The organism is Streptomyces sp. NBC_01750, from assembly GCF_035918095.1.
GTDB lineage: Bacteria > Actinomycetota > Actinomycetes > Streptomycetales > Streptomycetaceae > Streptomyces.
The window spans coordinates 1,409,336-1,434,833 of record NZ_CP109137.1 but is presented as its reverse complement, the minus strand read 5'-3'; the positions used below and the strand labels follow the sequence as shown (position 1 = coordinate 1,434,833).

The 25,498-nt window shown below is 70.0% G+C and carries 21 protein-coding genes; 12 read left to right on the top strand and 9 right to left on the bottom strand.

Features of this window, described 5'->3' with window-relative positions; translation table 11 throughout:
* Positions 1-79: 79 nt before the first annotated feature.
* Positions 80-1,105, bottom strand: coding sequence for a hypothetical protein (locus OG966_RS06315; protein ID WP_326648438.1), 1,026 nt, complete (start codon positions 1,103-1,105; stop codon positions 80-82).
* Positions 1,106-1,215: 110 nt separating this feature from the next.
* On the opposite strand from OG966_RS06315, the gene OG966_RS06310 reads away from it, so the two are divergent.
* Together OG966_RS06310 and OG966_RS06305 are read left to right on the top strand one after the other, a co-directional pair.
* Positions 1,216-1,653, top strand: a complete 438-nt coding sequence (locus OG966_RS06310; protein WP_326655098.1) for a DUF4442 domain-containing protein — start codon at positions 1,216-1,218, stop codon at positions 1,651-1,653.
* 95 nt (positions 1,654-1,748) lie between these two features.
* Positions 1,749-2,411: a DedA family protein gene (locus tag OG966_RS06305; protein WP_326648437.1), complete on the top strand. Its 663-nt coding sequence runs from the start codon at positions 1,749-1,751 to the stop codon at positions 2,409-2,411.
* Between the two features lie 22 nt (positions 2,412-2,433).
* Here the strand turns inward: OG966_RS06305 and OG966_RS06300 are convergent, their stop codons facing one another.
* Positions 2,434-2,964, bottom strand: coding sequence for a gamma carbonic anhydrase family protein (locus OG966_RS06300; protein ID WP_326648436.1), 531 nt, complete (start codon positions 2,962-2,964; stop codon positions 2,434-2,436).
* A gap of 218 nt (positions 2,965-3,182) precedes the next feature.
* On the opposite strand from OG966_RS06300, the gene OG966_RS06295 reads away from it, so the two are divergent.
* Complete coding sequence (locus OG966_RS06295) at positions 3,183-3,926, top strand: acyltransferase (RefSeq protein ID WP_326648434.1); 744 nt, start codon at positions 3,183-3,185, stop codon at positions 3,924-3,926.
* Here OG966_RS06295 and OG966_RS06290 read toward each other — a convergent pair.
* Positions 3,923-4,789, bottom strand: a complete 867-nt coding sequence (locus OG966_RS06290) for a DMT family transporter (protein WP_326648433.1) — start codon at positions 4,787-4,789, stop codon at positions 3,923-3,925. The genes OG966_RS06295 and OG966_RS06290 overlap by 4 nt on opposite strands.
* A 94-nt stretch (positions 4,790-4,883) precedes the next feature.
* Between OG966_RS06290 and OG966_RS06285 the strand changes: the two genes are divergently transcribed.
* From OG966_RS06285 to fxsT, 5 genes are all read left to right on the top strand, one after another.
* Positions 4,884-5,456 (top strand): helix-turn-helix domain-containing protein, encoded by a 573-nt coding sequence (locus OG966_RS06285; protein WP_326648432.1) that lies wholly within the window; start codon positions 4,884-4,886, stop codon positions 5,454-5,456.
* 44 nt (positions 5,457-5,500) lie between these two features.
* The gene (locus tag OG966_RS06280) at positions 5,501-6,055 is read left to right on the top strand and encodes a YbaK/EbsC family protein (RefSeq protein WP_326648431.1); all 555 of its coding nucleotides are present in this window, start codon (positions 5,501-5,503) and stop codon (positions 6,053-6,055) included.
* Between the two features lie 593 nt (positions 6,056-6,648).
* On the top strand, positions 6,649-9,063 hold the full coding sequence (locus OG966_RS06275; RefSeq protein ID WP_326648430.1) for an FxsB family cyclophane-forming radical SAM/SPASM peptide maturase: 2,415 nt from the start codon (positions 6,649-6,651) through the stop codon (positions 9,061-9,063).
* A gap of 85 nt (positions 9,064-9,148) precedes the next feature.
* A complete protein-coding gene (locus tag OG966_RS06270; RefSeq protein WP_326648429.1) occupies positions 9,149-10,483 on the top strand; it encodes a TIR-like protein FxsC in 1,335 nt (444 codons plus the stop codon).
* Positions 10,480-14,451, top strand: coding sequence for an FxSxx-COOH system tetratricopeptide repeat protein (gene fxsT, locus OG966_RS06265; RefSeq protein ID WP_326648428.1), 3,972 nt, complete (start codon positions 10,480-10,482; stop codon positions 14,449-14,451). The genes OG966_RS06270 and fxsT overlap by 4 nt, the downstream gene beginning before the upstream one ends.
* A gap of 36 nt (positions 14,452-14,487) precedes the next feature.
* Here the strand turns inward: fxsT and OG966_RS06260 are convergent, their stop codons facing one another.
* The 3 genes from OG966_RS06260 to OG966_RS06250 all read right to left on the bottom strand — a co-directional run bounded on the left by OG966_RS06260 (position 14,488) and on the right by OG966_RS06250 (position 16,715).
* Complete coding sequence (locus OG966_RS06260; RefSeq protein WP_326648427.1) at positions 14,488-15,351, bottom strand: alpha/beta fold hydrolase; 864 nt, start codon at positions 15,349-15,351, stop codon at positions 14,488-14,490.
* Positions 15,352-15,457: 106 nt separating this feature from the next.
* Entirely contained in the window at positions 15,458-16,279 is an 822-nt protein-coding gene (locus OG966_RS06255; protein WP_326648426.1) for an aminoglycoside N(3)-acetyltransferase, read from the bottom strand.
* A gap of 28 nt (positions 16,280-16,307) precedes the next feature.
* Positions 16,308-16,715, bottom strand: a complete 408-nt coding sequence (locus OG966_RS06250) for a CoA-binding protein (RefSeq protein ID WP_326648425.1) — start codon at positions 16,713-16,715, stop codon at positions 16,308-16,310.
* A gap of 62 nt (positions 16,716-16,777) precedes the next feature.
* Between OG966_RS06250 and OG966_RS06245 the strand changes: the two genes are divergently transcribed.
* From OG966_RS06245 to OG966_RS06235, 3 genes are read left to right on the top strand one after another with little or no spacing between them, the layout of a single operon-like run.
* Complete coding sequence (locus OG966_RS06245; RefSeq protein WP_326648424.1) at positions 16,778-17,404, top strand: YigZ family protein; 627 nt, start codon at positions 16,778-16,780, stop codon at positions 17,402-17,404.
* A gap of 42 nt (positions 17,405-17,446) precedes the next feature.
* Entirely contained in the window at positions 17,447-18,613 is a 1,167-nt protein-coding gene (locus OG966_RS06240) for an exonuclease SbcCD subunit D (protein ID WP_326648423.1), read from the top strand.
* On the top strand, positions 18,610-21,981 hold the full coding sequence (locus OG966_RS06235; protein ID WP_326648422.1) for an SMC family ATPase: 3,372 nt from the start codon (positions 18,610-18,612) through the stop codon (positions 21,979-21,981). The genes OG966_RS06240 and OG966_RS06235 overlap by 4 nt, the downstream gene beginning before the upstream one ends.
* Here OG966_RS06235 and OG966_RS06230 read toward each other — a convergent pair.
* Positions 21,971-22,417, bottom strand: coding sequence for an Lrp/AsnC family transcriptional regulator (locus OG966_RS06230; protein WP_326648421.1), 447 nt, complete (start codon positions 22,415-22,417; stop codon positions 21,971-21,973). The genes OG966_RS06235 and OG966_RS06230 overlap by 11 nt on opposite strands.
* 94 nt (positions 22,418-22,511) lie before the next feature.
* Between OG966_RS06230 and OG966_RS06225 the strand changes: the two genes are divergently transcribed.
* Positions 22,512-22,994, top strand: coding sequence for a rhodanese-like domain-containing protein (locus tag OG966_RS06225; RefSeq protein WP_326648420.1), 483 nt, complete (start codon positions 22,512-22,514; stop codon positions 22,992-22,994).
* Positions 22,995-23,204: 210 nt separating this feature from the next.
* Here OG966_RS06225 and OG966_RS06220 read toward each other — a convergent pair whose 3' ends face one another.
* Complete coding sequence (locus OG966_RS06220; protein ID WP_326648419.1) at positions 23,205-24,887, bottom strand: DUF885 domain-containing protein; 1,683 nt, start codon at positions 24,885-24,887, stop codon at positions 23,205-23,207.
* 81 nt (positions 24,888-24,968) lie between these two features.
* Complete coding sequence (locus tag OG966_RS06215) at positions 24,969-25,463, bottom strand: Lrp/AsnC family transcriptional regulator (protein WP_326648418.1); 495 nt, start codon at positions 25,461-25,463, stop codon at positions 24,969-24,971.
* Between the last annotated feature and the right edge of the window lie 35 nt (positions 25,464-25,498).

Here is a 25,498-nt window from a genome sequence, read left to right as displayed (position 1 = left end):
GACCCCGCGCCCGTTCGGACCTCAGGCCGACGCCGACTCCGGTGGCGCTCCGGACGTCGGTTCTGGTGGCGCTCCTGACTTACCCGGCCGGAGTGTCCGCCAGCCGCACGGTGCTCAGTATCTGCGCGATGGTCGCGTCCGGAACCTCGTCCGGGACGCCCTTGTTGGCGTAGAGGACCCAGCTGGTGAAGTCGCCCTTGCTGTTCTTGAAGGAGAACGCGATCGACTTACCGTCGGTCTCGCACTTGTTGTCCTTCTTGACGCCGAGGGCGGTGGCCGTCGCGACACTGCCGGAGAGACCGGACTTGGAGGTGTACGGCTTGGCCTTGGTGATCTTGACCGTGCCCTTGGGCTCCGTCTGCGCATAGCCGGCCCACACCCAGTTGCCGGCCTCGTTGTAGGCGGCCGTGGCACTGTCGGCGGCACCCTTGCCACCCTTGGTACCGACCGTACCCAGGCCCCATTGCTCGGGCTTGCCGTCCTTGTCCGTGTCGAACGTGCACCACTTGCTCTTGTAGTGCGCCGGGGACGACATGACGACGACCGGAGTGCCGTCCTTCTTCTTCTCGTCCTCGAAGAACGTGCTCGTTCCTGATCCGGACACCTCCCACGCGGGCGGGACGTCGAACTGCGTACCGTGCTTGGGGTTGGTGACGACCTTCCAGCCCGCGATCGTGGGCTTGGCCTCCTCATTCCCGCGCGGGTTCTCGGTCGGCGAAGCGGGAACCTGACCGGGGTTCGCGGACCCCGGCGTCTTGGAGGCGCCGGCCTCCTTGCCGCCCTCGTCGGTCGTGCCCTTGTCCTCGCCGTTCAGCACGAAGACGCCGGTGATCACCGCGGCCGCGACGACGGCGGTGGCCGCGACGATCGCGACGATCGTCGTCGTCTTCTTGTTGTCCTGCGGCGGCTGCGGCCCACCCGGCGGCTGCCCGGGTACGGCGTACTGCGGCGCGGTCGGCTGCTGGTACGGGTTGGGCTGCTGGTATCCCGGCTGCTGGTATCCCGGCTGCTGGTAGGGATTCGGCTGTTGGTACCCCGGCTGCTGGTACGGGTTCTGGTCCTGCGGGTTCTGCTCGCCCCCGGGCGGCTGCTGTCCTGGCCACATGGCGAGCAACGATAGAGGTGCCGCCCCACCGTTGCCACGGCCACCCCCGGCAGGGGATGGCCAAGCCGAGCTACTCATGGGTAACATCGCCTTCCATGAGCGCTGATCAGATGTCCGTCGGCGAGATGCTCGCCGCGACGGTTCCCATGGCCAGGACCTTGAACCTGGAGTTCCTCGAGACCACGGCCGAGCGTGCCGTCGTCCGTATGCCGGACCAGGCCGACTTCCACAACCACGTCGGCGGACCGCACGCCGGAGCGATGTTCACGCTCGCCGAGACCGCCAGCGGCGCCATCGTCATCGCCGCCTTCGGCGACCAGATGACCCGTGCCGTGCCGCTCGCCGTCAGGGCGGAAATCGGCTACAAGAAGCTGGCGATGGGCGTCGTCACCGCGACCGCCACCCTCGGCCGTCCCATCGCGGACGTTGTCGCGGAACTGGACGCGGGCAAGCGCCCCGAGTTCCCGGTCGTCATCGCCATCCAGCGCGAGGACGGCGCGGTGACCGGTGAGATGAGCATCGTCTGGACGCTGCGTCCCAACGCCTGAGGCTGGTCACATGCCGAGCAGGTAGGCTGCCCGGCGTGTGCCGACGGGGCGCACGCCGGGCAGCCGATGCCCTGCGAACTCAGGAGGAACCGGCGTTGCACGTCCAGGAGTGGCTCGAGACCGTCCCCGCGGTGAGCGTCTATCTCCTGGTGGGGGTGGTCATCGGGCTCGAGAGCCTCGGCATCCCGCTGCCGGGCGAGATCGTTCTTGTCAGCTCGGCGCTGCTCGCCTCCCAGCACGGCGACATCAATCCGTACATCCTCGGTGGCTGCGCGTCCGCCGGCGCCATCATCGGTGACTCCATCGGGTACGCCATCGGCCGCAAGGGCGGTAGGCCCCTGCTGGCCTGGCTCGGCGGGAAGTTCCCCAAGCACTTCGGCGAGGCCCAGATCGCCATGGCGGAGCGCTCGTTCGAGAAGTGGGGCATGTGGGCCGTCTTCTTCGGCCGCTTCGTCGCGCTGCTGCGCATTTTCGCGGGGCCGCTCGCGGGCGTACTGCGCATGCCGTACTGGAAGTTCCTCATCGCCAATGTCCTCGGCGGGATCCTCTGGGCCGGCGGCACGACCGCCGTCATCTACTCCGTCGGCGTCGTCGCGGAAGCCTGGCTCAAGCGGTTCTCCTGGCTGGGGCTGGTCCTCGCGGTCCTGATCGGGCTCACCTCGATGCTCGTCCTGAAGAACCGCGCCAAGAAGGCCGCCGCGCAGTCGCAGACCCAGCCGGCGGGGACCGAGCCGGAGCCCGTGCCCACCGCCGACTGAACCGGTCCCGCGGCCGGACCGGTCAGGCCTCGTGCGCCGCGCGGTGCTCCTCGGCGAGATCCACATAGACCGCGGCGTTGAGTCTGATGCCCTCGAGCTCCTCCTCGGTCAGCTCCCGCTTGACCTTGGCCGGCACGCCCGCGACCAGCGATCCCGGCGGGACCCGCATCCCCTGCGGCACCAGCGCCTGAGCCGCGATCAGCGAACCGGCACCGATGTGCGCGCCGTTCAGCACGGTGGCGCCCATGCCGACCAGTACGTCGTCCTCGACGGTGCAGCCGTGCAGTACGGCGTTGTGGCCGACCGAGACGCCCTCGCCGACGGTGACCGGGAACCCAGGGTCGACATGCACTGTGCAATTGTCCTGAATATTGCTGCCGGCGCCGATGGTGATCGGCCCGCCGTCGCCGCGGAGCACGGTCTGGTACCAGACGCTCGACCCGGCAGCCAGGGTGACATCGCCGACGACCACGGACGTCGGTGCGGTGAACGACCCCGGATCGACCTTCGGGGTCCGGCCGCCCACGCCTGAAATCAAAGCCCGCTCCGCCATGCCTGCTCCTTGGTGCTCACCGGTCTCGCGTAGATGCACCGTAGGCGACCGGACGGGCGGTACTCACGGGAGGGGTACTCGGCGGGCCTGGGGAGACACTCGCCCGTGCCTCGGCACGAGGGCGCCGGATCGGTCGCCCGCCGCAACCGATGACGGGTGGGGGGAAGATCACAGCACGCCGTGATGATCAGTTCACGTGCACCGACTACCGTGTGCGGGTGCCGAAGAACAGAAACACGTTCTCATCGCTCACCACCTGGCGGCGTCGCGTCCTCGCGTCCGCCGTCCACCGCGGCTGGCGCTGGGTGCAGGAGGCGGGCGCCGTCACCGCCGAGCACCCCGGACGGCTGCGTTTCCGCCGGCTCGGCTCCGGCACCCGGCTCGCCTTCCCGCAGGGCACCGTCTTCGGTGAGGCCTGGATCGAGCTCGGCGACCACTGCATCATCGGCGAGCAGGTCACCCTCACCGCGGGGATGATGCCGGGACTCGATCTGGGCGCCGACCCGATCCTGACCCTGGGCAACGGTGTGGTCCTGGGCCGCGGCAGCCATGTCATCGCCGACACCAGGGTGACCATCGGCTCGGACACATACTGCGGCCCGTACGTCTACATCACCTCGACCAACCACAGCTACGACGACCCGCACCAGCCGGTCGGCAAGCAGTGGCCGCGCACCGAGCCGGTGGAAATCGGCCCTGGTTGCTGGCTGGGGACCGGCGCGGTGGTCCTGCCCGGCGCGCGGCTCGGCCGCAATGTGGTGGTGGCCGCAGGCGCGGTGGTACGAGGCGAGGTGCCCGACCACTCGGTGGTGGCCGGCGCCCCCGCCCGGGTCGTACGGAGCTGGGATCCGGTCCGCGGCTGGGAGCCTCCGCTGCGTACCCCCACTCCCGTACCGATTCCGGAAGGCGTCACTCCGGAGCAGCTGCTGGCGCTCGCGGACCTGGAGCCGGACGGCTCTTAGCCGCTCGCGAGCAGCACAGTGCCCACGAGTGCGAGACCGGCGCCGGTCGCCTGGACCACGCGCAGCCGCTCCTTGAGGATCAGGAGTGCGGCGAGCACCGTGACCACCGGGTAGAGGTTCGCGAGGACGGCGGCGATGGTGACGGGGCCGTGCTGAGCGGCGATGGAGTAGGTGCCGTTGGCCGCGACATCGGCGAGGCCCACAAAGGCGAGAGCCGGCAGCGAGGACAGGATGACCCGCATCCCGCCGTTCGCGGGCAGGGCCCGGGCGCCGCGCTTCACCGATACGTACAGCGCCGCGCCACCGACCGTGACATTGGTGACGCGCTGGACGAAGAGCGCGAGGAAGAGCCCGGTGATGGTGGTCGAGGCCTCGGCGATCAGGGCCATCACCGCACCGAAGCCGAAGGCGGCGAGCAGCGTCAGCAGGATCGCCTGCCGCTGCACCGGTGCACCGCGCAGCTGGGGGCCGCCCGCCAGCACGATGCCGGCCACGGCCACCGCGATACCGGCGAACTGGAGCAGTCCGGGCCGCTCGCCGATGATCAGCCCGAGGCTGACGGGCACGGCGACGCCCAGCGATCCCAGCGGCGAGACCACGCCCATCGGGCCCAGCGCGAGTGCCTTGTAGAAGCACAGCATCGCCACCGGGCCGACCGTGCCCGCCGCGACGGCGTACCAGAGCTGCGGTCCCGCTTCCTGCACGCCGCCGGTCGCGAGGACGATCGAACCCAGCACCACGACCGCGATCGACTGTGAGGCGACGACGACCGTGAGTGCCGGGACGCGTCGCGTCAGCAGCCCGCCGCCGAAGTCGGCCAGCCCCCAGAGGACGCTGGTGGCCAGGGCGAAGAGTGCGGTCATGACAGGCCCTCGCAGTACAGTGCAGTGAACGTTTGGGTGCACCACACCGTAGTGCAGTCTATTGAACTCTGTCATCCATGATATTGGACGGAAAGTGTCGGACCTCGACCAGCTCACGCAGTCGCTCGCCCGTAATCTCAAGCGCTGGCGCGGCGAGCGGGGGTTCACTCTCGACGCCCTCGCCGCTCGGGCGGGGGTCAGCCGCGGCATGATCATCCAGATTGAGCAGGCGCGTACGAATCCGAGCGTCGGGACGACTGTGAAACTCGCCGACGCTCTGGGCGTCAGCATCACCACGCTCCTCGATTACGAGCAGGGCCCGCAGGTCCGCGTCGTACCTCCGGAGCAGGCCGTACGCATGTGGTCCACCTCGACCGGCAGCTACACCACGCTGCTGGTCGGTACCGAGCGCCGCGGGCCGCTGGAACTGTGGGCCTGGCGGCTGATGCCGGGCGACGAAAGCGCCTCCGATCCACATCCCGACGGGACGGTCGAGCTGCTCCATGTCACCGCGGGCGAGCTCACCCTCCTCGTCGACGGCGAGCCGCACTCCCTGCCGGCGGGGACCTCCGCCACCTTCGAGGCGAACGTGCCGCACGCCTACCGCAACGACGGTGAGGAGACGGTCGAGATGACCATGGCGGTCTCCATCCCACCCGTACGCTGAGACGGCCAATCGCGGGCGGGACGACGGCTGTTAGCGTTGCATGCATGCGCGCCCCCATCGGAAGCTTCGACGACGCCCGGGCCGCCGTCGACTGTCTCGGCCTACTGCCCCGGCCGGTCGTCGACGCAATCAGCCGCTGGAGTGGAGATGTCCCCCTCGAGCAGCTGATCTATGTCGACACCGACCCGGAGATCGCTGACACCGCGGCCTTCGTGGAGCACTACGGGCAGGAGCTGCTCGACGAGTCGGCGAACTGTGTGGTCGTGGCGGGCAAGCGTGGCGGCGAGTCCACGCTGGCCGCCTGCGTCGTCCTCTCGGGGACGCGGGTCGACGTCAACGGCGTCGTACGCCGGCAACTGGGCGCACGCAAGGCCTCGTTCGCCTGCATGGACACAGCGACCGGGGCGACCGGTATGGAGTACGGCGGGATCACACCGATCGGGCTGCCGGCCGACTGGCCGCTGCTGGTGGACTCGGCCGTCGTCGATACCGAGTGGGTCCTGATCGGCAGTGGGCGGCGACGCGGCAAGTTGATCGTTCCCGGCAAGGCCTTCGCGGCGCTTCCGGGAGCGGTGGTTCTCGCGGGCTTGGGTGTCTAGCCGGCGCGGGAGGAGGGGCTGAAGATCTCGATCCAGCACCATTTTTTTGCCGAACTCGCCGAAGAGTAGCCATCCTTGACGAGCTCGAGGGATTCTGTCTACGGTCACCCATTCCCTGCTCTCGGCCCACCGGGCAGTGTGATTGAGTGGCGTACGCCGAATGCGACAGATGGGCCGGTTGGCGTCCGGACGGGTCGACCGAAAGGGTGGCTTGTGCGGGTGCCGGCGTACCTGAGACCGTCGACTTTCGTTCTGGCTCCGGGGGGATCGCGCGTAGGCAGTCCGCCCGAAAAGCCCGAATTTGTGCAAAATGGGATGGGTGGGTCGTATTTCCATGTCGGGCACTGGCGCCCGTCTATGTCACTCACCCGAAAAGGGGCTCAATGAACACCGCTCTTGTCTCCGCGGCCGGTAGGCCCGGGCCCGCACCCCTCCGGCAGGCGGCCTCTCGTGTGCCGCTGGCCAAGCGGGCCCCCGTCCACGGCAGGGAGCTGCCGGCGACTGTCAGTCGGTTGCTGTCGACCGGTACGGGGTCGAGTCCGGTGGTCGCGACCTTCCAGTCTTCGATCTGAGTGGCCGGATAGATCCACATCATGGACCGGCCATTGCCAGCTCTTACGCAGTTCGTACTCAAGGTGCACAGTCGATGCGACCTTGCATGTGACCACTGTTATGTGTACGAACACGCGGATACGAGCTGGCGTGGCCGGCCCAAGGCGGTGCCGGAAGCTGTTCTGGAGCAAGCGGCGGACCGGATCGCCGAACACGCCAGGGCTCACCGATTGCCGACGGTCCACGTGGTGCTCCATGGCGGGGAGCCGCTGCTCGCCGGTCCCGGCCGGCTGCGGAAGGCGGCGGAGGAGCTCCGGCGCGCGTTACGCGGTGTCAGCGCGCTCGACCTCAGGATTCACACGAACGGCGTCCTCCTCAATGAGCAGTTTTGTGATCTTTTTGTTGAATTAGGCATCAAGGTCGGCGTTTCCCTGGACGGTGACAAGGCCTCCAACGACCGTCATCGCCGCTATGCCGACGGCCGCAGCAGCCACCCGCAGGTGTTGCGTGCGGTCGCTCTGCTGAATCAGCCCCGATACAGACACCTGTTCGCCGGGCTGCTGTGCACGATCGATGTCGAGAATGATCCGGTGGCCGTGTACGACGCTCTGGTCGCTCTCGACCCACCGCGTCTCGACTTCCTCCTGCCGCACGCGACTTGGGACGCACCGCCGCCCCGCCCGGACGGATCGGCGACTCCCTACGCGGACTGGCTGGATGTCGTCTACCGGCGCTGGGACGACGCGGGCCGGCCGGTCCCCGTGCGGATCTTCGACTCCGTACTGCGCACGCTGCGCGGTGAAAGCAGTCTCACCGAATCCCTGGGGCTGGCGCCGGCGGATCTCGTGGTGATCGAGACGGACGGCACATTCGAGCAGGCCGACAGCCTCAAAACGGCCTACGACGGCGCCCCTGTGACGGGTATGGACGTCTTTGCGCACTCTCTTGACGAGGTTCTGCGCCACCCCGGAATGCTGGCCCGCCAGCAGGGAGCCGAGCAGCTGAGCCAGGAGTGCCGTGCCTGCCCGGTGGTCGAGTCCTGCGGCGGAGGCCTTTACGCCCATCGCTATCGAAGCGGCAGCGGCTTCGACAATCCCTCCGTGTTCTGCCCCGACCTGATGGAACTCATTATGAACATCCGTGACAGGGAAGCCTCCGCCCCGGCGCGGCCGGCGGACACCGGCCTCTCCGTTCACACCGGTGATCTCGACGAGCTGGCCGCCGGTTTCGGTGGCGAGGAGGTCGTGGGGCGGCTGGCGGCCGCTCAACTCGAGTTCAACGGCGATCTGCTGGCGGCCGTGCTGGAGCATGCCCCCCGGGCCGACCGCATCGCCGCGCAGGCCGGGGAGCTGCTGATCGAGCTTGATGCAGCCGCGCCCGACGCGCTGGACGCGGTGGTGGCTCATCCCTATCTGCGGCCATGGGCCCTGCGAATCCTGGAGGGTTCGGCACCGGCGACCGTCGTGCGCGGCCTTGCGGAGCTCGCCGCTGCCGCTGCGCTCCGGGCCCGGCGCGGCGACACTGTCGTCGTCCCGCTGCGTGAGGGAATGCTTCGCCTTCCCGGCCTCGGCTCGGTGTCACTCACCACACGTGCGGACCACGCCGAAGTCACCGCGGGCGCCCACGGTTTCTCCGTGCGGGCCGCGGGTCGTGAGCTGTGGATCGGGTGGGACGAAGGGGTGGACGGACTCACTCCGCACTGGCAGCCCGTACGACTGGTCGAACTGCCCGGCTGGACGGTGGCGTTGGAGGACACCGACCCACTGCGCGACTCCCATCAATGGCCCGTCGCGCCCCGCCTCTCCCCGGGGGAGGCCAAGATGTGGGCGGAGGACCTGACCGAGGCATGGTCGCTCATCCGGCGTGAACTGCCCGTGTACGCGCCGGGCGTGGCCGCCGGTCTCCGGGCCATCACACCGTTGCACTCACCGGACGGCAGCGATGTCAGTGCCGCTTCCAGAGAAGCCTTCGGCGCGGTCGGGGCGGCCCGGCCCGATTCCCCGGATCTGCTGGCGCTGCTCATCGTCCATGAATTCCAGCATGTGAAGCTGGGTGCGGTACTGGACAGTCACGATCTCTACGATCCCGCGGACACCCGGACGTTCTACGCCCCGTGGCGGGGCGATCCAAGACCGCTGGCCGGGCTGATCCAGGGGACGTACGCGCATATCGCGGTGACGGACTTCTGGCGCGTACGGCGGCACACGGCGCAGGGCGAAGCGGCGCGAACGGCGGAGGCGCAGTTCGCCCGCTGGCGGCAGCAGACCTCCGAGGCGGTCGAAGTGCTGGCCACGTCCGGTGTCCTGACGCCTCTCGGGGAGCGATTCGTGGCAGGGATGGCGAGCACGGCGCAGGGGTGGTCGGCGGAACCGGTCTCGGTTGACGCCCTGTCCGAGGCTCGGCGCGCGGCCGAGTCCCATCGCGCCGACTGGCAGGCCCGGAACGTGACCCCTTGAGGAGCAGGCGTGTTCGCGCTGTTCCGCCGAGTAATCGACGTTTCCTACACTGAGGATCCATCCACATGGACCGGGGGAGACGTTGGTGCTTGGAGCCATGGGGGCAGGGGGAGTTGGGGCGGAACCGTACTTCTTCCTCAGCTATGCGCATACGCCGAAGAATCATCCGAAGGACAAAGACCCGAACATCTGGGTGGAGAGGTTCTACCGTGATCTGTGCGCCCATGTGCTGCAGCTGACGTCGCTTCCGGCCGGGGTGCCGGCCGGTTTCATGGACCAGCAGATGCAGCCCGGCGAAGGATGGCAGGAGCGGCTTTCGGAGGCTCTGGCCTCCTGCAGGGTCTTTGTGCCGCTCTATTCGCCACGCTATTTCCTCAGTGAGCAGTGCGGCCGGGAATGGTTCGTGTTCTCGACGCGTGCGGCGCACCACCAGGCGCGGAGCAATGGCAGCTCGGTGAGCGGGATCGTTCCGGCGCTCTGGGTGCCGATACCGGCCAGGCAGCTGCCGCAGCCCGCGGAGCGGCTGCAGTTCAACCATGCGGCTTTCGGTGACGACTACGCCGACGAGGGGTTCTACGGGCTGATCAAGCTCAGATACCTCCGCGACCAGTACGAGCGCGCGGTCTACCTCCTGGCGAAGCGCATAGTCAGCGTGGCGGAGCAGACCCGTATCACCGAGGGCGACCCGCACCAGGACTACGGCGCGATGCCGAGCGCGTTCGGGCCGCCCGGACCGGCACGGGAGATGGAGGTCTCGGTACTCGCCTGCTCCCGGTCGGATCTCCCGGAGGACCGCGGCCCCGACTGCTACGGCCCGCGCCCGCGCGACTGGAATCCGTACCATCCGAAATCGTCCAGGCCGCTCGCCGACCACGCCGTCGATCTCGTCCGGAACCTGGACTACCGGGTGCGCGTCGGGGAGTTCGAGGCCGAGGCCGAGCGGCTGCTGGCCCCGGGCCCGCCGCAGGCGCCAGGACTGCTGCTGCTGGACCGCTGGGCCCTCGACTCCCCGCACCGCAGAGAACTGGTGCGGCGGCTGTGTGCCGAGGAGCGGCCGTGGATCAGCGTCATGATCCCCTGGAACCGCGAGGACCCGGTGTCCCGGCAGCGGGAGGACGAGTTACGTGCGGCGACCGAGGAGTCCCTGGCGCCCCGGCCGGAAGAGAGCGGCGGCCATCGGTCACCGGGTGGCGGTCTCCCCACACTGGAGGCCTTCAGCCAGGAGCTGCCGGGCGCGGTGAACGCGGCGGGCAGACACTACGCGGCTCATGCGCCGACCTATCCGCCGGAAGGCCCCAGCGATCCGATCCCACGCGTTCTTCCGTCGGGAATCGGCTACGGCTCCGGAGTTCGCGCATCCACCGCTCGTCCAGGTGACCAGGCAAAGGACAACGCCGACAACGGGGAGGGGTCGTCATGACGGAGAACCGTCAAGGGACCATTGTCACTTTCTACTCGTACAAGGGCGGCACGGGCCGCACCATGGCGCTGGCCAATGTCGCCTGGATCCTGGCGGCGAACGGCTATCGGGTACTGGCCGTCGACTGGGACCTGGAAGCACCGGGACTGCACCGCTTCTTCCACCCGTTCCTCGATCTTTCCGACCTGGAGGCCACTCCCGGGCTGATCAATCTGATCACCGAATACCAGGAGGAGGCCCGGCGGGCGGCGGAGCGTGAACCCGACTGGCACCGTGAATACGCGCGGGTCAGGCCACATGCGACCTCCCTCAACTGGGCCTTCCCGCAAGGCGGCAGCTTGGACTTCCTCTCCGCCGGCCGGCGCAATCGTGACTATTCGTCGACCGTCGGAAGGATGGACTGGGACGACTTCTACGAGCGTTTCGGAGGCGGCCAGTTCTTCGACGCCATGCGCGCGGACATGCGCCGGCACTACGACTACACCTTGATCGACAGCAGGACCGGACTCAGCGATATCGCCGATATCTGTACCGTTCAGATGCCGCAGGTCCTGGTGGTCTGCTTCACCCTGAGCGACCAGAGCATCGACGGTGCCTCAGCGGTGGCCCGGGACATCGAAGAGCGCTTCCACGACAAACGCATCCGCATTCTGCCGGTGCCGATGCGGATCGACGACGGCGAGAAGGAGAAGGCCGATGCCGGACGGGCGCTGGCCAGGGAGAGCTTTCCCGGGCTTCCCGCCGGACTGAGCAGAGACGAACTCGCCAACTACTGGGGATCGGTGGAGGTTCCGTACCGCCCGTTCTATGCCTACGAAGAGATTCTGGCGACCTTCGGAGACGCTCCGAACATCTCCAGCTCGATGCTCACCGCCTGCGAGCGGCTGGCCTCCGTGCTCACCGACGGGCTGGTGAGTACGCTGCCGCCGATCGACGAGGCGGAACGGCTCACACATGTCGCGGCCTATACGCGGCGACGGCCGGTGCCGCCGGCGAATGTGGTGGTGCCGTATGTGGCCGAGGACCAGATGTGGGCCGACTGGCTGGAATGGGTGCTCACCCGCGACGGAGTCCAGGTGATGTCCGTGGACGTCCGTTCGGCGGATCCGGCCCTGGTCGAAAGGGAATTCGCGTCGGGCGGGGCGTACCGCGTGCTCCCCGTGGTCTCGCAGGCCTTCCTCAGCTCGCGCCGGGCCGGGAACCTCTGGGAGTCGTTCATGAGCCTCGACTCCTCCGGCAGCCGCCGTCAGCTGCTCCCGATACGCGTCGGCGACGTACGGCTGAGTCTGCCCATCAGCAGCCGGGGAGTCGTCGACCTCGTGCGGCTGGACGAGGCCGACGCGGCCACGGCGCTGCTGTCCGCGCTGGACCGCGGGGATCGGGCCGGCTCGCCCCTGCCGACGGACACGGACTCCGGGGTGCGCTACCCCGGGGCCGTACCCAAGGTGTGGAATGTGCGGCCCCGCCATGCCTGGTTCACCGGCCGTGCTCCCGTACTGGACCGGCTGCGCGACCAGCTGCGCGGCGACACCCGCTCCGCCCGGCGGTTCCCCCAAGTCCTGTACGGGCTGGGCGGCGTGGGCAAGACGCAGGTGGCCAGAGAGTACGCGCACCGATTCCGCGCCGACTACGACCTTGTGTGGTGGGTGGAGGCGGAACAGCCCGACCGAGTGGTTTCGTCGCTTGCCGAGCTGGCCACCGAGCTGGATCTGCGGGCCGGCGATGTGGTCGCCGAGGCGGCCCAGGCGGCGCTGCTGGCACTGCGGCGCGGAGTGCCGTACTCCCGCTGGTTGTTGATCTTCGACAATGTGGAGGATCTCGACCGGGCGCTGGACCTGCTGCCCGAGGAGACCGGCCCGCTGTCCGACGGCGTCTACGGCCATATCCTCGCCACCTGCCGCAACAAGCCGGTGTCGACGCGGCTGGAACCGATGGAGGTGGAGGTCTTCACCCGCGCCGAGAGCGTGGAGCACCTGTGCCGAAGGGTGTCGAAACTGCCTGCCCGGGACGCCGACCGGGTCGCCGAGGCCGTCGGTGACCTCCCGCTGGCGGTGGAAGTGGCTGCCGCCTGGCTCGCCGAGACGGCCACTCCGGTGGACTCCTATGTGGAGCAGCTGAGGGAGCAGAGCACCAAAGTGCTGTCCCTCGGCGACCCCGAGGACCAGATCGGCGCGACCTGGAACATCTCCATCGCGCGGCTCCGCAAGGAGTCCAGGGCGGCGGTGCGGCTGCTGGAGCTCTGCTCCTTCTTCTCCGCGGAGCCGATCTCGATGAAGCTCATCGGCAGTGACTCCATGTTCCAGTCGCTCCTGCCCTACGACCCCGACCTTCGCGAAAGGTACATGCTGGGCAAGGTCATCCAGACGCTGAACCGGTTCGCACTGGCCAAGGTGGACCCGGCGGACAGCAGCATCCAGGTCCACCGGCTCGTGCAGGCGGCCGTCCGGGCCGGACTCACGCCGGAGGAACAGGATCTGGCCAAGCACGAAGTGCACCGCGTGCTCGCGGAGGCCCGCCCGGCGGAGGAGGTGGAACGGGACAATCCGGTGAACGACCCCAAGAGCTGGCCGAGTTTCGACCTGATCTGGCCCCATCTCGGTCCGTCCGGTATCGCGGACTGCGACGAGGAGAACGTACGGCAGCTGATGGTCGACCGAATCCGCTATCTGCTCAAGCGCGGTGAACTGGAGGGCGCCCGGCTGCTGGGGCTGCAGCTGAACAAGACCTGGACCCGTGAACTGGGAGAGAACGACCTCCAGACCCTGAACATCCGCTTCGAACTCGCCAACGCGCTGCGGGCACAGGGCAAGTACCAAGAGGCCCGCGAAATGGACGAGGACACACTCGCCCGGCAGACCCGTGTGCTCCACGACACCCACCCCAACGACGACCACCCGAGCATTCTGATCACCACGGGCAGCCTGGCCGCTGATCTGCGGGCCCTCGGGAGGTTCGACGAGGCGCTGGAACGGGACCAGCGGATCTACCGCGGATTACGCCGGATCTTCGGGGAGGACCATCCGCGGACCCTGATCGCGGCCAACAACCTCGCGATCGACTACCGGCTCACCGGCGACAGCGAGAGAGCGCGACGGCTGGACGAGGAAACGGTGGAGCGCCGCAGCGAGTTGCTGGGTGTGGACCATCCATTCACCCTGACGACCAAGGGGCATCTCGCCCGTGACCTGCGGGAGACCGGCGAGTACCAGTCCTCCGTGCAGGTCCTGCGGGAGGTGGTGGCCGCGTTCGAGCGGGTGCTGAACGCGGATGTGCCCGAGGTGCTGCGTACCGCCAAGAGCCTCGCGGTCTCCCTTCGCAAGGCCGGCTACCCGCACGAGGCGAAGCGCATCACCGAGGAGACGTACAGCCGCTACCGGGAGCGGTACGGAACGAAGGTGCCCGACGCCCTCGCCTGCGGTCTCAATCTGGCCGCCGACTACTCGGCGGTCGGCGACAAGCAGGCGGCCCTGGATCTCGCCCACCAGATCCTGGACGGGTACCGGGAGACGCTGGGCGAGGACCACCCCTTCACGCTGGCCTGCCGCAACAATGTGACCATCTACCAGCGCGGCCTCGGTGCGGCGGCAGAGGCGGCGGAATCCGGCGAACTCGTCCGTACCGCGCTCGAGGCAGCGCTGGGAGCGCGTCATCCCTTCACGTTGTGCACCGCGATCAACCTCGCCAACGCCTACGGCGACCTCGGTCAGCAGGACCGGGCCGAGCTGTGGGAACGCGCCGCACTGGAGGGACTGTTGCGGCGGTACAAGCCGACTCACCCGGATGTACTGGCCTGCCGGTCCAATCTCGCGATCACCCTGCGCTCGGCCGGCCGGGAGGAGGAGAGCAGGCAGCTGCGGGCTCAGGTTCTCGAGTTGACCGCCAAGCAGCTGGGCATCGAGCATCCGATCACCGAGGCGGCCCGCGCCTGGCGGCGCGTCAACCGCGACCTCGAACCACAGCCGGTCTGAGGGGCAGCCGGTCTGCGTCGAAGCGGGCCGGCCTGCTCACGAAGTGGCCCAGCTCAGTACGCGGGTGAGCACCCGCAGGGCCGCGAAGTGCGCCGCTCCGCGCTCCACCACCAACTGCGCACCCGGAATACGCTCGGCGAGCCACCGGGTGTGCTGCACCGGCGCGAAGACGTCGTCCTCGCCGTGCCAGAGCAGCACCGGTGCGCTGATGTCCTCGGGCCTGAACTCCCAGTCGGTACTGAACGCCATGACGTCATCGATCCAGCCGTCCGCGGAACTGCGCAGCCCCTCCGCGAAGTTGCGCACCAGCATGGCCCGGATGCCCGCGTCGGCGACGATCTCGCGGTCCGATTCCGGCAGTCCGCGGCGCATATCGGCGACCGAGCCCGTCGGGTCTGCCCGGATCGTCACCGTACGGAACTCCAGCGCGGCGGTCAGCTGGTGATGCCCGGCCGCCGCGTTGACGTACTCGCGGACATTGGACTCGGTCATGCCCTCGAACCAGTCGAGGCCCTGCGCGTCCCGCGGCGCCAGGCCGACGAGCGCCGCCGTCCGTACGGCGCGCTCCGGAATCAGGGCGGCACAGGCGAGTGCGTGCGGCGCGCCGCCGGACCGTCCGACGACGGCGAACTCACCGAACCCCAGCTCGTCGGCGATCGCCTCGACATCGGCCGCGACATGGGCCACCCGCCGCCCCGGTAAACGGTCCGAAGCGCCGTACCCAGGACGGTCGAAGGTGATCAGATGCACCCCCAGCCGGTACAGCACGGCACTGCGCGGAGCCGGTCCCAGCCGACTGCCCGGGGTGCCGTGCAACAGGAACACGGGTCTGCCGCGGGGATTACCGCGTTGCTCCACCGCGAGGTCGCGGCCGTCCCGGGTGCGAATCAGCTGGCCCAACTGGTGCCTCCCCCGTACGAGGACCGATGTGCGGCAAGTATGGGCGCACGCCGGGGGCTTGGTATACACCCCCCACAACCCCGATGGGGTTCCGCGGGCCCCCTGCTCAGCCCGTCGGCGGCACCGCCCGCGCCGTCCGGTGCTCCCGCAGCCAGCCCTGCGCGAAGTCGACGGCGTCGACCAGGCGCAGCAGTCGGCTGTGCGCCGAACCCACCGGACCCGTCCGTACGTCTGAGCCGCTCGGGCCGCGTTCGAAGTCCGCCCCGAGAGCCGCGAAATCGCTGTCGTCCAGATCCACGTCCTCGTACTCCCACCACCGGTGTCCGCCGTTCGCGGACACCACACAGCGGTAGCTGCGCATCGGCGGCCCCGGCAGCCGGTACTCGCCGAGATGAAAGGCGGTGCAGGTGTCGAATCCCGTACCCAGGAGCAGCACTTGGGCCCCCACGTCGTACAGCCGGGCCAGCGGCGACCGTTCGCCGAGATGGCAGTCCGCGTCGTGGTCGGCGACGATCCGCCCGGCGCGTGGGCCGAGCGCCGCGAACGATGTCTGCGGATGGCCGCTGCGCAGCGCCCCAGGAGACAGCCGGACCGTCTCGGCGAGCGCGCCCATCAGCGGTGCGGGCGTGGCCGCCCTGTCGAACGGCGGCATGCTCGCCCGTACGGCCGCCCGGTCCTTCTCGCCGAGACCGCGCACCCGCTCCCGGTAGCTGGGGGAGGTGTCGGAGTTCTCCGTGGTGAAGGAGGGCACCACCAGCGTGCCCTGCGGACCGAGGGCCGTGCGCAGGGCGTGGACCACAGCCACGGGACCACCCTCCACCGCGCCCACCGTGCGCAGCGAGGCGTGCACCATCAGGACGCCGCCCGGCTCGACACCCAGCCCGGCCAGTTGCGCGGCCAGCTGCCCGGCGCTGTGGATCGTGCTCAAATGCGGTTCCCCCTCCGCTGGTCGGCGCTCAGCCGAGCCGTGGGATCTCGATGGCCGGGCAGCGGTCCATGACCATGTCGAGACCGGCCGCGCGGGTGCGCTCGTACGCATCCTCGTCGATCACACCCAGCTGGAACCAGACCGCCTTCGCGCCGATCGCGGCGGCCTCGTCCGCGACCGGACCCGCCAGGCCGGAATTGACGAAGACATCGACCACATCGACCTCGAAGGGGATGTCGGCGAGCGCGGCGTAACCCTGCTCGCCATGGACCGTCTCGGCCTTGGGGTGCACCGGCACGATGCGCTTGCCGTAGCGCTGGAGGACGTCGGCGACCCCGTGTGCGGCCCGCGCCTCGTTGCTGGACAGGCCGACCACCGCCCAGGTGTCGCCCGTCGAGGTAAGGATTCTGCGGATCGTCTCTGCGTCTGCGTACATGCCCGGGACAACGGGCGGCCGGCGCGGAGCATTCCCCTCCGGGCGGCGCATAGGGTGGCGGAATGCAGGAGCAGTACCGGACGGTCGCCCGCGAGGGCGTGCACGAGACCGAGATCAACAGATCGCGCTTCATCTGCGCGCTCGCCCCGGCCGCCACCGAGGAGGAGGCGCAGGCCTTCGTCGCACGCATCCGCAAGGAGCACCCGACCGCCACCCACAACTGCTTCGCGTACGTCATCGGTGCCGACGCCGCCGTGCAGAAGGCGAGCGACGACGGTGAACCGGGCGGCACGGCGGGCGTACCCATGTTGCAGATGCTGCTGCGGCGAGAAGTCCGTTATGTCGTTGCTGTCGTCACTCGTTACTACGGCGGTGTGAAACTCGGCGCGGGCGGGCTGATCAGGGCATACGGCGGGGCGGTCGGCGAAGCCCTGGACGCGCTCGGCACCCTCACCAGGCAGCGCTTCCGGCTGGCCACCGTCACCGTCGACCACCAGCGGGCGGGCAAACTGGAGAACGATCTGCGGGCGACCGGGCGGGATGTGCGCGAGGTGCGGTATGGGGAGGCCGTCACCATCGAGATCGGGCTGCCCGACGCCGACATCGACGATTTCCGATCCTGGCTGGCCGATGCCACGGCGGGGACGGCGGGACTGGAGCTCGGCGGTGAAGCGTACGGAGATGCCTGAAGCCGCCTGTGATGTCCGACCTCACCACTACTCTCGAGGATCATGAGATTCCTGCATACGTCGGACTGGCACCTGGGGCGGGCGTTCCACCGGGTGAGCATGCTCGACGCCCAGGCCGCGTTCCTCGACCACCTGGTGGCGACGGTGCGCGAACGCGACGTGGACGCGGTGCTGGTCGCGGGAGATGTCTACGACCGGGCCGTGCCGCCGCTCGCGGCCGTCGAGCTCTTCGACGAGGCGCTGCACCGGCTGGCCGCCGCGGGCGTGCCGACCGTGATGATCTCCGGGAACCACGACTCGGCGCGCAGACTCGGCGTCGGCGCGGGGCTGATCGAGCGCGCCGGCATACATCTACGCACCGATCCGGCGGGGTGCGGGACCCCCGTGCTGCTGAGCGACGCACACGGCACGGTCGCCTGCTACGGACTGCCGTATCTCGAACCCTCCCTGGTGAAGGGGGAGTTCAGGACGGAGAAGGCGGCACACGAAGCCGTACTCGGTGCGGCGATGGAGCGCGTACGGGCCGATCTCTCGACGCGTGAGGAGGGCACCAGGTCCGTCGCCCTCGCGCATGCCTTTGTCGCGGGCGGTGAAGAGAGCGACAGTGAACGGGACATCACCGTCGGAGGGGTGTCCGCCGTCCCCTCCGCCGTGTTCCGCGGCGTCGACTATGTCGCGCTCGGGCATCTGCACGGTTGCCAGACCATCACGGAGCGCGTGCGCTACTCAGGATCCCCGCTCGCCTACTCCTTCTCGGAGACCCACCACCGCAAGACGATGTGGCTCATCGACCTCGGGGCGCAGGGTGAACTCAGCGCCGAGCGCGTCGACTGTCCCGTCCCGCGGGCCCTCGCCCGGCTGCGCGGCACCCTGGACGAACTGCTCGGCGAACCGGCGCTGGTCCGGCACGAGCAGTCGTTCGTGGAAGCGACCCTCACCGATCCGGTGCGCCCGGCCGAACCGATGGCGCGCCTCACCGAGCGGTTCCCGCACACCCTGAGTCTCGTCTTCGAGCCCGAGCGCTCCGACGAGGACACCGCCACTTCGTACGCACAGCGGCTGAAGGGACGCAGCGACCAGCAGATCGCGGAGGACTTCGTGGCTCATGTGCGCGGCGGCAGCGGACCCGACGACCGGGAACGCACCGTGCTGCGCGGAGCCTTCGAGGACGTACGGGTGGACGAGGGCGTGCGCGAGGTGGCCCGGTGAGACTGCACCAGCTGACCGTCACCGCCTTCGGCCCCTTCGGCTCCAGCCAGCAGATCGACTTCGACATGCTGTCCACCGCCGGGATCTTCCTGCTCCACGGACCGACCGGAGCCGGCAAGACCTCCGTCCTCGACGCGGTCTGCTTCGCCCTGTACGGCGCGGTGCCTGGCGCACGGCAGAGCCCCGGCGCCTCGCTGCGCAGCGACCACGCCCCGCCGGACACCTCCACCGAGGTGTGCCTCGAACTGACCGTGGGCGGACGGCGACTGGAGATCAAACGCCGTCCGGCCCAGCCCCGTCGCAAGAAGAACGGCAAAGGCTTCACCACCGAGCGGGCCCAGAGCTGGCTGCGCGAGTACGACGCCGGGACCGGAGAGTGGCAGGCGCTGAGCCGCTCGCACCAGGAGATCGGCGAGGAGATCACGCAGCTCGTCGGGATGAGCCGCGATCAGTTCTGCCAGGTGGTGCTGCTGCCCCAGGGAGACTTCGCGCGCTTCCTGCGCGCCGACGCCGAGGCGCGCGGCAGGCTGCTCGGACGGCTCTTCGACACCCGCCGTTTCGCCGCCGTCGAGGAACGCCTCGCCGAACAGCGGCGCGTGGCCGAGCAGCAGGTACGCGCCGGTGACGAGCGGCTGCTCGCGATCGCCCACCGGATGGAACAGGCCGCGGGCGCGGCGGCCGGCGACTGGCCGCTGCCGCAGCGGCAGCCGGGCGACCCCGGGCTCGCCGATGCCGTCCTCGCCTGGGCGGCCGTCGCCCGCGCGGGCGCGCGGGAAACGCTGGACATCGCCGACTGCGCGCTGGCCGCGACGGAGAGCCGGCAGGCCGCGGCCCGGCACGCCCTGGACGCCGAGCGTGAACTCGCCCGGCTGCAGCAGCGGTACGAGGACGCACGGCAGCGGGCCGAGGCGCTCGAAGCGCGGCGCCCCGAGCGGGAAGAACTGCAGACCCGGCTGGCGCGGGCCCGCAAGGCGGAGCTGGTGGAGCCCGCGCTGAGGCTGCGCGAAGACGCCGATCGGGAGCACCGCGGCGCCGACGCCGACCGGGAGCGCGCGCGATCCGCACTTCCGCCGGACCTCGCGGAGGCCGGCGCGGATCAGCTGGCCGGGCTCGAACGCAAGCTGCGCCAGGACCTGGGCGGCCTCGAAGCCGCCCGGCGCGCGGAGCGCCGGAGCGCGGAGATCACCCGAGAACGGACGGACCTGGACCGCCAGGCCCGCGCGGACGACGACATCATCCAGGACGCGGCGGGGTGGCTGTCCGGCTGGGAGGGCGTCCGGCGAAGCCACCAGGAGCGGATCGTGGCATCGCAGGAGGCCGCCACCCGCGCCGAAAGCCTGGCCGGGCGGCTCGAACCGGCCCGCCGGAGGCTGCGGGCGGCGAGCGAACGGGACCGGCTCGCGACGCGCACCGAGGAGGCCGAGGAGCAGCTGCGTACGGCCCGGGACCGCGCGAACAGCGCGCGCGAGAACTGGCTCGACCTGAAGGAGCGCCGACTGCGGGGCATCGCGGCGGAGTTGGCAGCCGGACTGGTGCCGGGCCTGCCGTGCGCCGTCTGCGGCTCGGCGGAACATCCTGCGCCGGCCCGCGCCGGGGACGGGCATGTCGACCGCGCGGCGGAAGAGGCGGCGTACCAGGACTCGGCACGGGCGGACGGGACGAAGGCGGACGCCGAGCGTGAACTGGCGGTGGTACGGGAGGCGTTCACGACGGCCCGGGACGCCGCACGGCTGACACCGACGGCGCCTGGGGCGCGGGGCGAAGCGGGGAGCCGGGCTGCCGGGGGACCTGAGGGCGCGGGGCCCGGCGACGCGATCGAGCGGGCGAACGCCGGGCGGGGGCCCGCCGATGGGGAGCTCGATACGAGGCGCGGCGGGGTGGGTCGGGCCGAATCCGTGACCGGCGACGGGCGGGACACGGCCGGCAGTTCTGCACGGCGTGCCGACATGGCCGCCGAGGACGACGCCGGGCGTCCGGGTGCCCCGCGCGGTGACGTCGGCCGCGGCGTGGAGAGCGCCGGTCTCGATGGCGCCATGGGGCCGGACCGTGCCGACAGCTCCGCGCCGTGTGCAGACGTGGCCGCTGAGGAGGATGATCCCGACGCAGGTCAACTGCGTACGCTCGTCGAGCAGATGGAGCGCGAGCACACCGAAGCGCACGGCCTCGCCGCCGGTATGCATGCCGCCCGCGAGACGCTCGACCGGGCCGAGCGGGAGCGTGAGGAGCGGCTGGGCGCGCAGCAGCAGGCGGAGCGGCGCGCCGCCGCTCGGACCTCGCGGCGGGAAGCGCTCGACCGCGAACAGGCCGCGCTGGAAAGCGAACTGGCCAGGGCCAGAGGCGGCGCGGGCAGCGTCGCCGAGCACGCCGCGCTGCTGGAGCGCCGGGTGCGGCTGCTCGCCGAGGCGGCCGAGGCCGTGCGGTCTGCCGAGGCCGGCGCGCAGCACCTGAAGGAGGCCGACGACCGGCTGGCCGACGCGGCGTTCCGGGCCGGGTTCGACACACCGCGCGCCGCGGCCGCCGCGCTGCTCGGCGACGCGCAGCAGCGTGACCTGCAGCACCGGATGGATGCCTGGCAGACCGAGGCCGCCGCGGTCGCCGACCGGCTGGCCGAATCGGACACCCGGAGCGCCGCCGAGCACACCGCTGCCGACCCCGAAGCCGCTCGGGCCGCCCATGACGCCGCCGAGCGTGCTCTGCGTGACGCCGCGTCCGGGCTCGCCGCCGCCCGCGACAGGTGCGCTGAGCTGGCCCGGCTCTCCCGGCAGGCTGTCGCGGAAGTCCGCAGGCTCGGCCCGCTGCGCGAGGAGTACGACCGGGTGGCCCGCCTCGCCGGCCTCACCGCGGGCACCTCCGCGGACAACGAACGCAAGATGCGGCTCGAGTCGTACGTCCTCGCGGCCCGCCTCGAACAGGTCGCGGCCGCCGCCACCGCACGGCTGCAACGCATGTCGTCCGGCCGTTACACCCTGGTGCACTCCGACGCCAGGGTCGGGGGCAAGCGCTCCGGGCTCGGACTCCATGTCGTCGACGCCTGGACCGGCAGCGAGCGCGACACCGCGACCCTCTCCGGCGGGGAGACCTTCTTCGCCTCGCTCGCGCTCGCGCTCGGTCTCGCCGACGTTGTCACCGACGAGGCCGGCGGCGTGCAGTTGGACACCCTCTTCATCGACGAGGGCTTCGGCAGCCTGGACGACCAGACCCTGGACGACGTGCTCGACGTGCTCGACTCGCTGCGCGAGCGGGACCGCAGCGTCGGCATCGTCAGCCATGTCGCCGATCTGCGCCGGCGGATCCCCGCCCAGCTGGAGGTCGTCAAGGACCGGCACGGATCGGCGGTGCGGCTGCGTGCCGCGCCGCTCAGCGGCTGATCGCCCGGCGCGGCAGTGGTGAGGAGTAGACGACGCTCGTCGTGACCGAGCCGAGCGCGCCGATCTTCCCGGAGACCTCCTCGAGATGGTTCATCGAGCGGGTGGCGACCCTGAGTACGAAGCAGTCGTCGCCCGTCACATGGTGGGCCTCGAGGATCTCGGGCGTGGTCTCCAGCAGATCGTGGAACGGCTTGTAATTGCCGTTCGGATAGCGGAGTCGCACGAACGCGAGGATCGGGAGCCCCAGCCGCTCCTGTTCCACCACCGCGGTGTACCCGGATATCACCCCGGCCTCCTCCAGCCTGCGGACCCGCTCGGTCACGGCGCTCGACGACATGGAGACGACCCTCGCCAGCTCGGCGAAGCTGGCCCGGCCCTGGCTCTGCAGGGCCTCGAGGATGCGCCAGTCCGTGGCGTCCGGTGAATATCCGGTCATGGTCGAGAGATAGCAGGGAAATCCACGGCCGATCAAGAGAGGTGCCGGGGAATCTCACTTCAGGGAATCGATCGGCGACCGTAGATTTTCAGTCGTGACTACGACGCAGCTCCACACCAACCCCGTCCTTCGTGGGTCGCCGGCCCCGCCCGCGGCCGCCGTCGCCTACTTCGCCGCCCACCTGGCCTTTCACGCTGATGTCTCCGATGTCGCCTCTGCGCTGGCGGCCGGCGGCGACCCGGGTTTCGTGGTCCTCGACTGCCGTTCCACCGAGTCCTGGGACCAGGGGCACGTGCCCGGTGCGGTCCATCTGCCGACCGCGCTGATCGCCGAGCAGGCGGGGCAGCTGCTGGACAGGTCGGTGCCGGTCGTCACGTACTGCTGGGGCCCCGGCTGCAACGGTGCGACCCGCGCGGCTCTGGCCCTCGCCGAACTCGGCTACCAGGTCAAGGAGATGCTCGGTGGTTTCGAGTACTGGGCCCGCGAGGGCTTCGAGTTCGAGACGTGGGAGGGCCGCCGCAAGCGCGACGTCGACCCGCTGACCGCGCCTCTCGGCACGGACGACTGCGGCTGCTGATCCGTATCCGCCGCCCGCTACCGCACGACGGGAGGGGGAGGGGTGCAGGAATTTCCTGCTGCGCCCGCCGCGGTGGTCCGGACGCTGCGGTGGTCCGGACGCTGTGGATTTTCGGGCGCTGCGGGTTTCCGGGCCGACGGCGGCCGGGCTCATGCCTCTCGGCTGAGCCCGGCCCCCGCGCAGGCCGTACACAAGTCCGGCCACCCGCGGTCAGAGCTTCGACAGCTCGTCGACCAGATCGTCCAGCCCCAGCGAGCCCTGCGACAGTGCCGCCATGTGCCAGGCCTTCGCGTCGAACGCGTCGCCATGTGCCTTGCGGGCGTTCTCCCGGCCCAGCAGCCACGCCCGCTCACCCAGTTTGTAGCCGATGGCCTGTGCCGGAACCGACAGATACCGCGTCAGCTCGCTCTCGACGAAGTCCGCCGGCCGGCCGCTGTGGCTGCCGAAGAACTCCTGCCCGAGAGCCGGTGTCCAGCGCTCACCCGGGTGGAACGGCGAGTCCGCCGGGATCTCCAGCTCCAGATGCATACCGATGTCCACGATCACCCGGCAGGCCCGCATCATCTGCGCGTCCAGGTAGCCCAGCCTGCGCTCCGGGTCGGGCAGGAAGCCCAGTTCGTCCATCAGCCGCTCCGCGTACAGCGCCCAGCCCTCGGCGTTGGCGCTGACCCCGCCGATCGTCGCCTGGTAGCGGGAGAGCTGGTCCGCGACATGCACCCACTGCGCGATCTGCAGGTGGTGGCCGGGAACGCCCTCGTGGTACCAGGTCGACACCAGGTCGTACACAGGGAATCGGGTGGCGCCCATGGTCGGCAGCCAGGTACAGCCGGGGCGGCTGAAGTCCTCGGACGGGCCGGTGTAGTACGGCGCCGCCGCGCCACCCGGCGGAGCGATCCGGGACTCCACCTTCCGTACCCGCTCGGCCAGTTCGAAGTGCGTCCCGTCCAGCGCCTCGATCGCCTCGTCCATGATCGTCTGCAGCCACACCCGCACCTCCTCGACGCCTTCGATGTGCTCGCCGTGCTCGTCGAGGTGTGCGAGCGCTTCCCAGGGCGCCGCGCCTGGAAGGATCTTGTCGGCCTCGGCCCTCATCTCGGCCAGCAGCCGGTGATATTCGGACCAGCCGTACGCGTAGGCTTCGTCGAGGTCGAGGTCGGTGCCATTGAAATAGCGCGACCAGCGGGCGTATCGCTCGCGGCCCACCGTGTCGGGGGCGTCCGCGACGGCGGGGGCGTAGACGTCGCGCATCCAGTCCCGCAGCTCCGCGAGCGCTCCGGTCGCACTGCGGGCCGCCTCGTCGAGTTCGGTGCGGAGCGTGAGGGGGCCGCCCGCCGCGAACTCCTGGAACCAGCTGCGGTCCGTGCCGAGCCACTCCGTCATCTGGTCGATATTGGTCCGGGTCGCGCGCGGGCCGCCCAGCAGCTTCCGCTCGAGTCCCAGCGCCAGCGAGGCGCGGTAGCCCTCCAGCGCCCGCGGCACCGCTCGCAGCCGCTGCGCCACGGCTGCCCAGTCCTCATCGGTCTGAGTCGGCGTCACGGTGAACACCTCGCGCACCGTGTGCACCGGGGAGCGCATATTGCTCACCGTGCGCAGCCCCTCATCCGTTTCGTGCACGGCGAGTTCGGCTGTCAGACGCTCTCGCAACAGCCGGCCGCAGCGCCGTTCCGCATCGCTCTCCGCGGCCGGCTGTTTCTCGGCGGCGTCGAGCCTGGCGAGTGTCTCGCGGGCGAGTTCGGCGAAAGCCTCCTGACCGGCAGGTGAGTAGTCGGGAAGGAGGCCCGAGCTCTCCTTGAGTCCCAGATACGTGCCGATGGTCGGGTCGAGTTCGATGAGTGCGTCGACGTAGGAGTCGGCGACCTGTCGTGGCAGCGCGCTGCTGGAAGAGACTGGCATGCGCACATCCTCATACGACTGGGGCCTCCGCGTCACCATCATTGGATCTCAGTCGCCTGTCAGTGGCCTGACAGTGGCCTGTCAAGCATCCTGGGTGCAGTCCGGCGCCGGAGGCAGCAGCGGGCCGCAGTCCCACTGCTGGAAGATCAGTCGCGTCTCGACCCTGGCGACTTCTCGCCGTGAGGTGAACTCGTCCACCACCAGACGCTGCAGATCGGCCGTGTCCGCCACGGCCACGTGCACCAGATAGTCGTCGGGACCGGTGAGATGGAACAGCGCCCGGGACTCGGGCAGCGCGCGGATCCGTTCCACGAACGGGCCGATGAGCTCGCGCCGGTGCGGCCGGACCTGCACGGAGAGGAGCGCCTGCAGCCCGCGCCCCAGCCGGGCAGGATCCAGGGCCAGCCGATGCCCGAGGATCACGCCGGAGCGGCGCAGCCTCGCCACCCGGTCCAGGCAGGTGGAAGCCGCTACTCCGACCTCCGCGGCCAGCTCGCGATAGGTGGTCCGGGCGTCGTTCTGCAACAGGCGGAGTATGTGCAGATCTACCGGGTCGAGTGCGACAGATTCAGCCATTCGCCGAACGTAACACGGCCTTTGGCCATTACTTT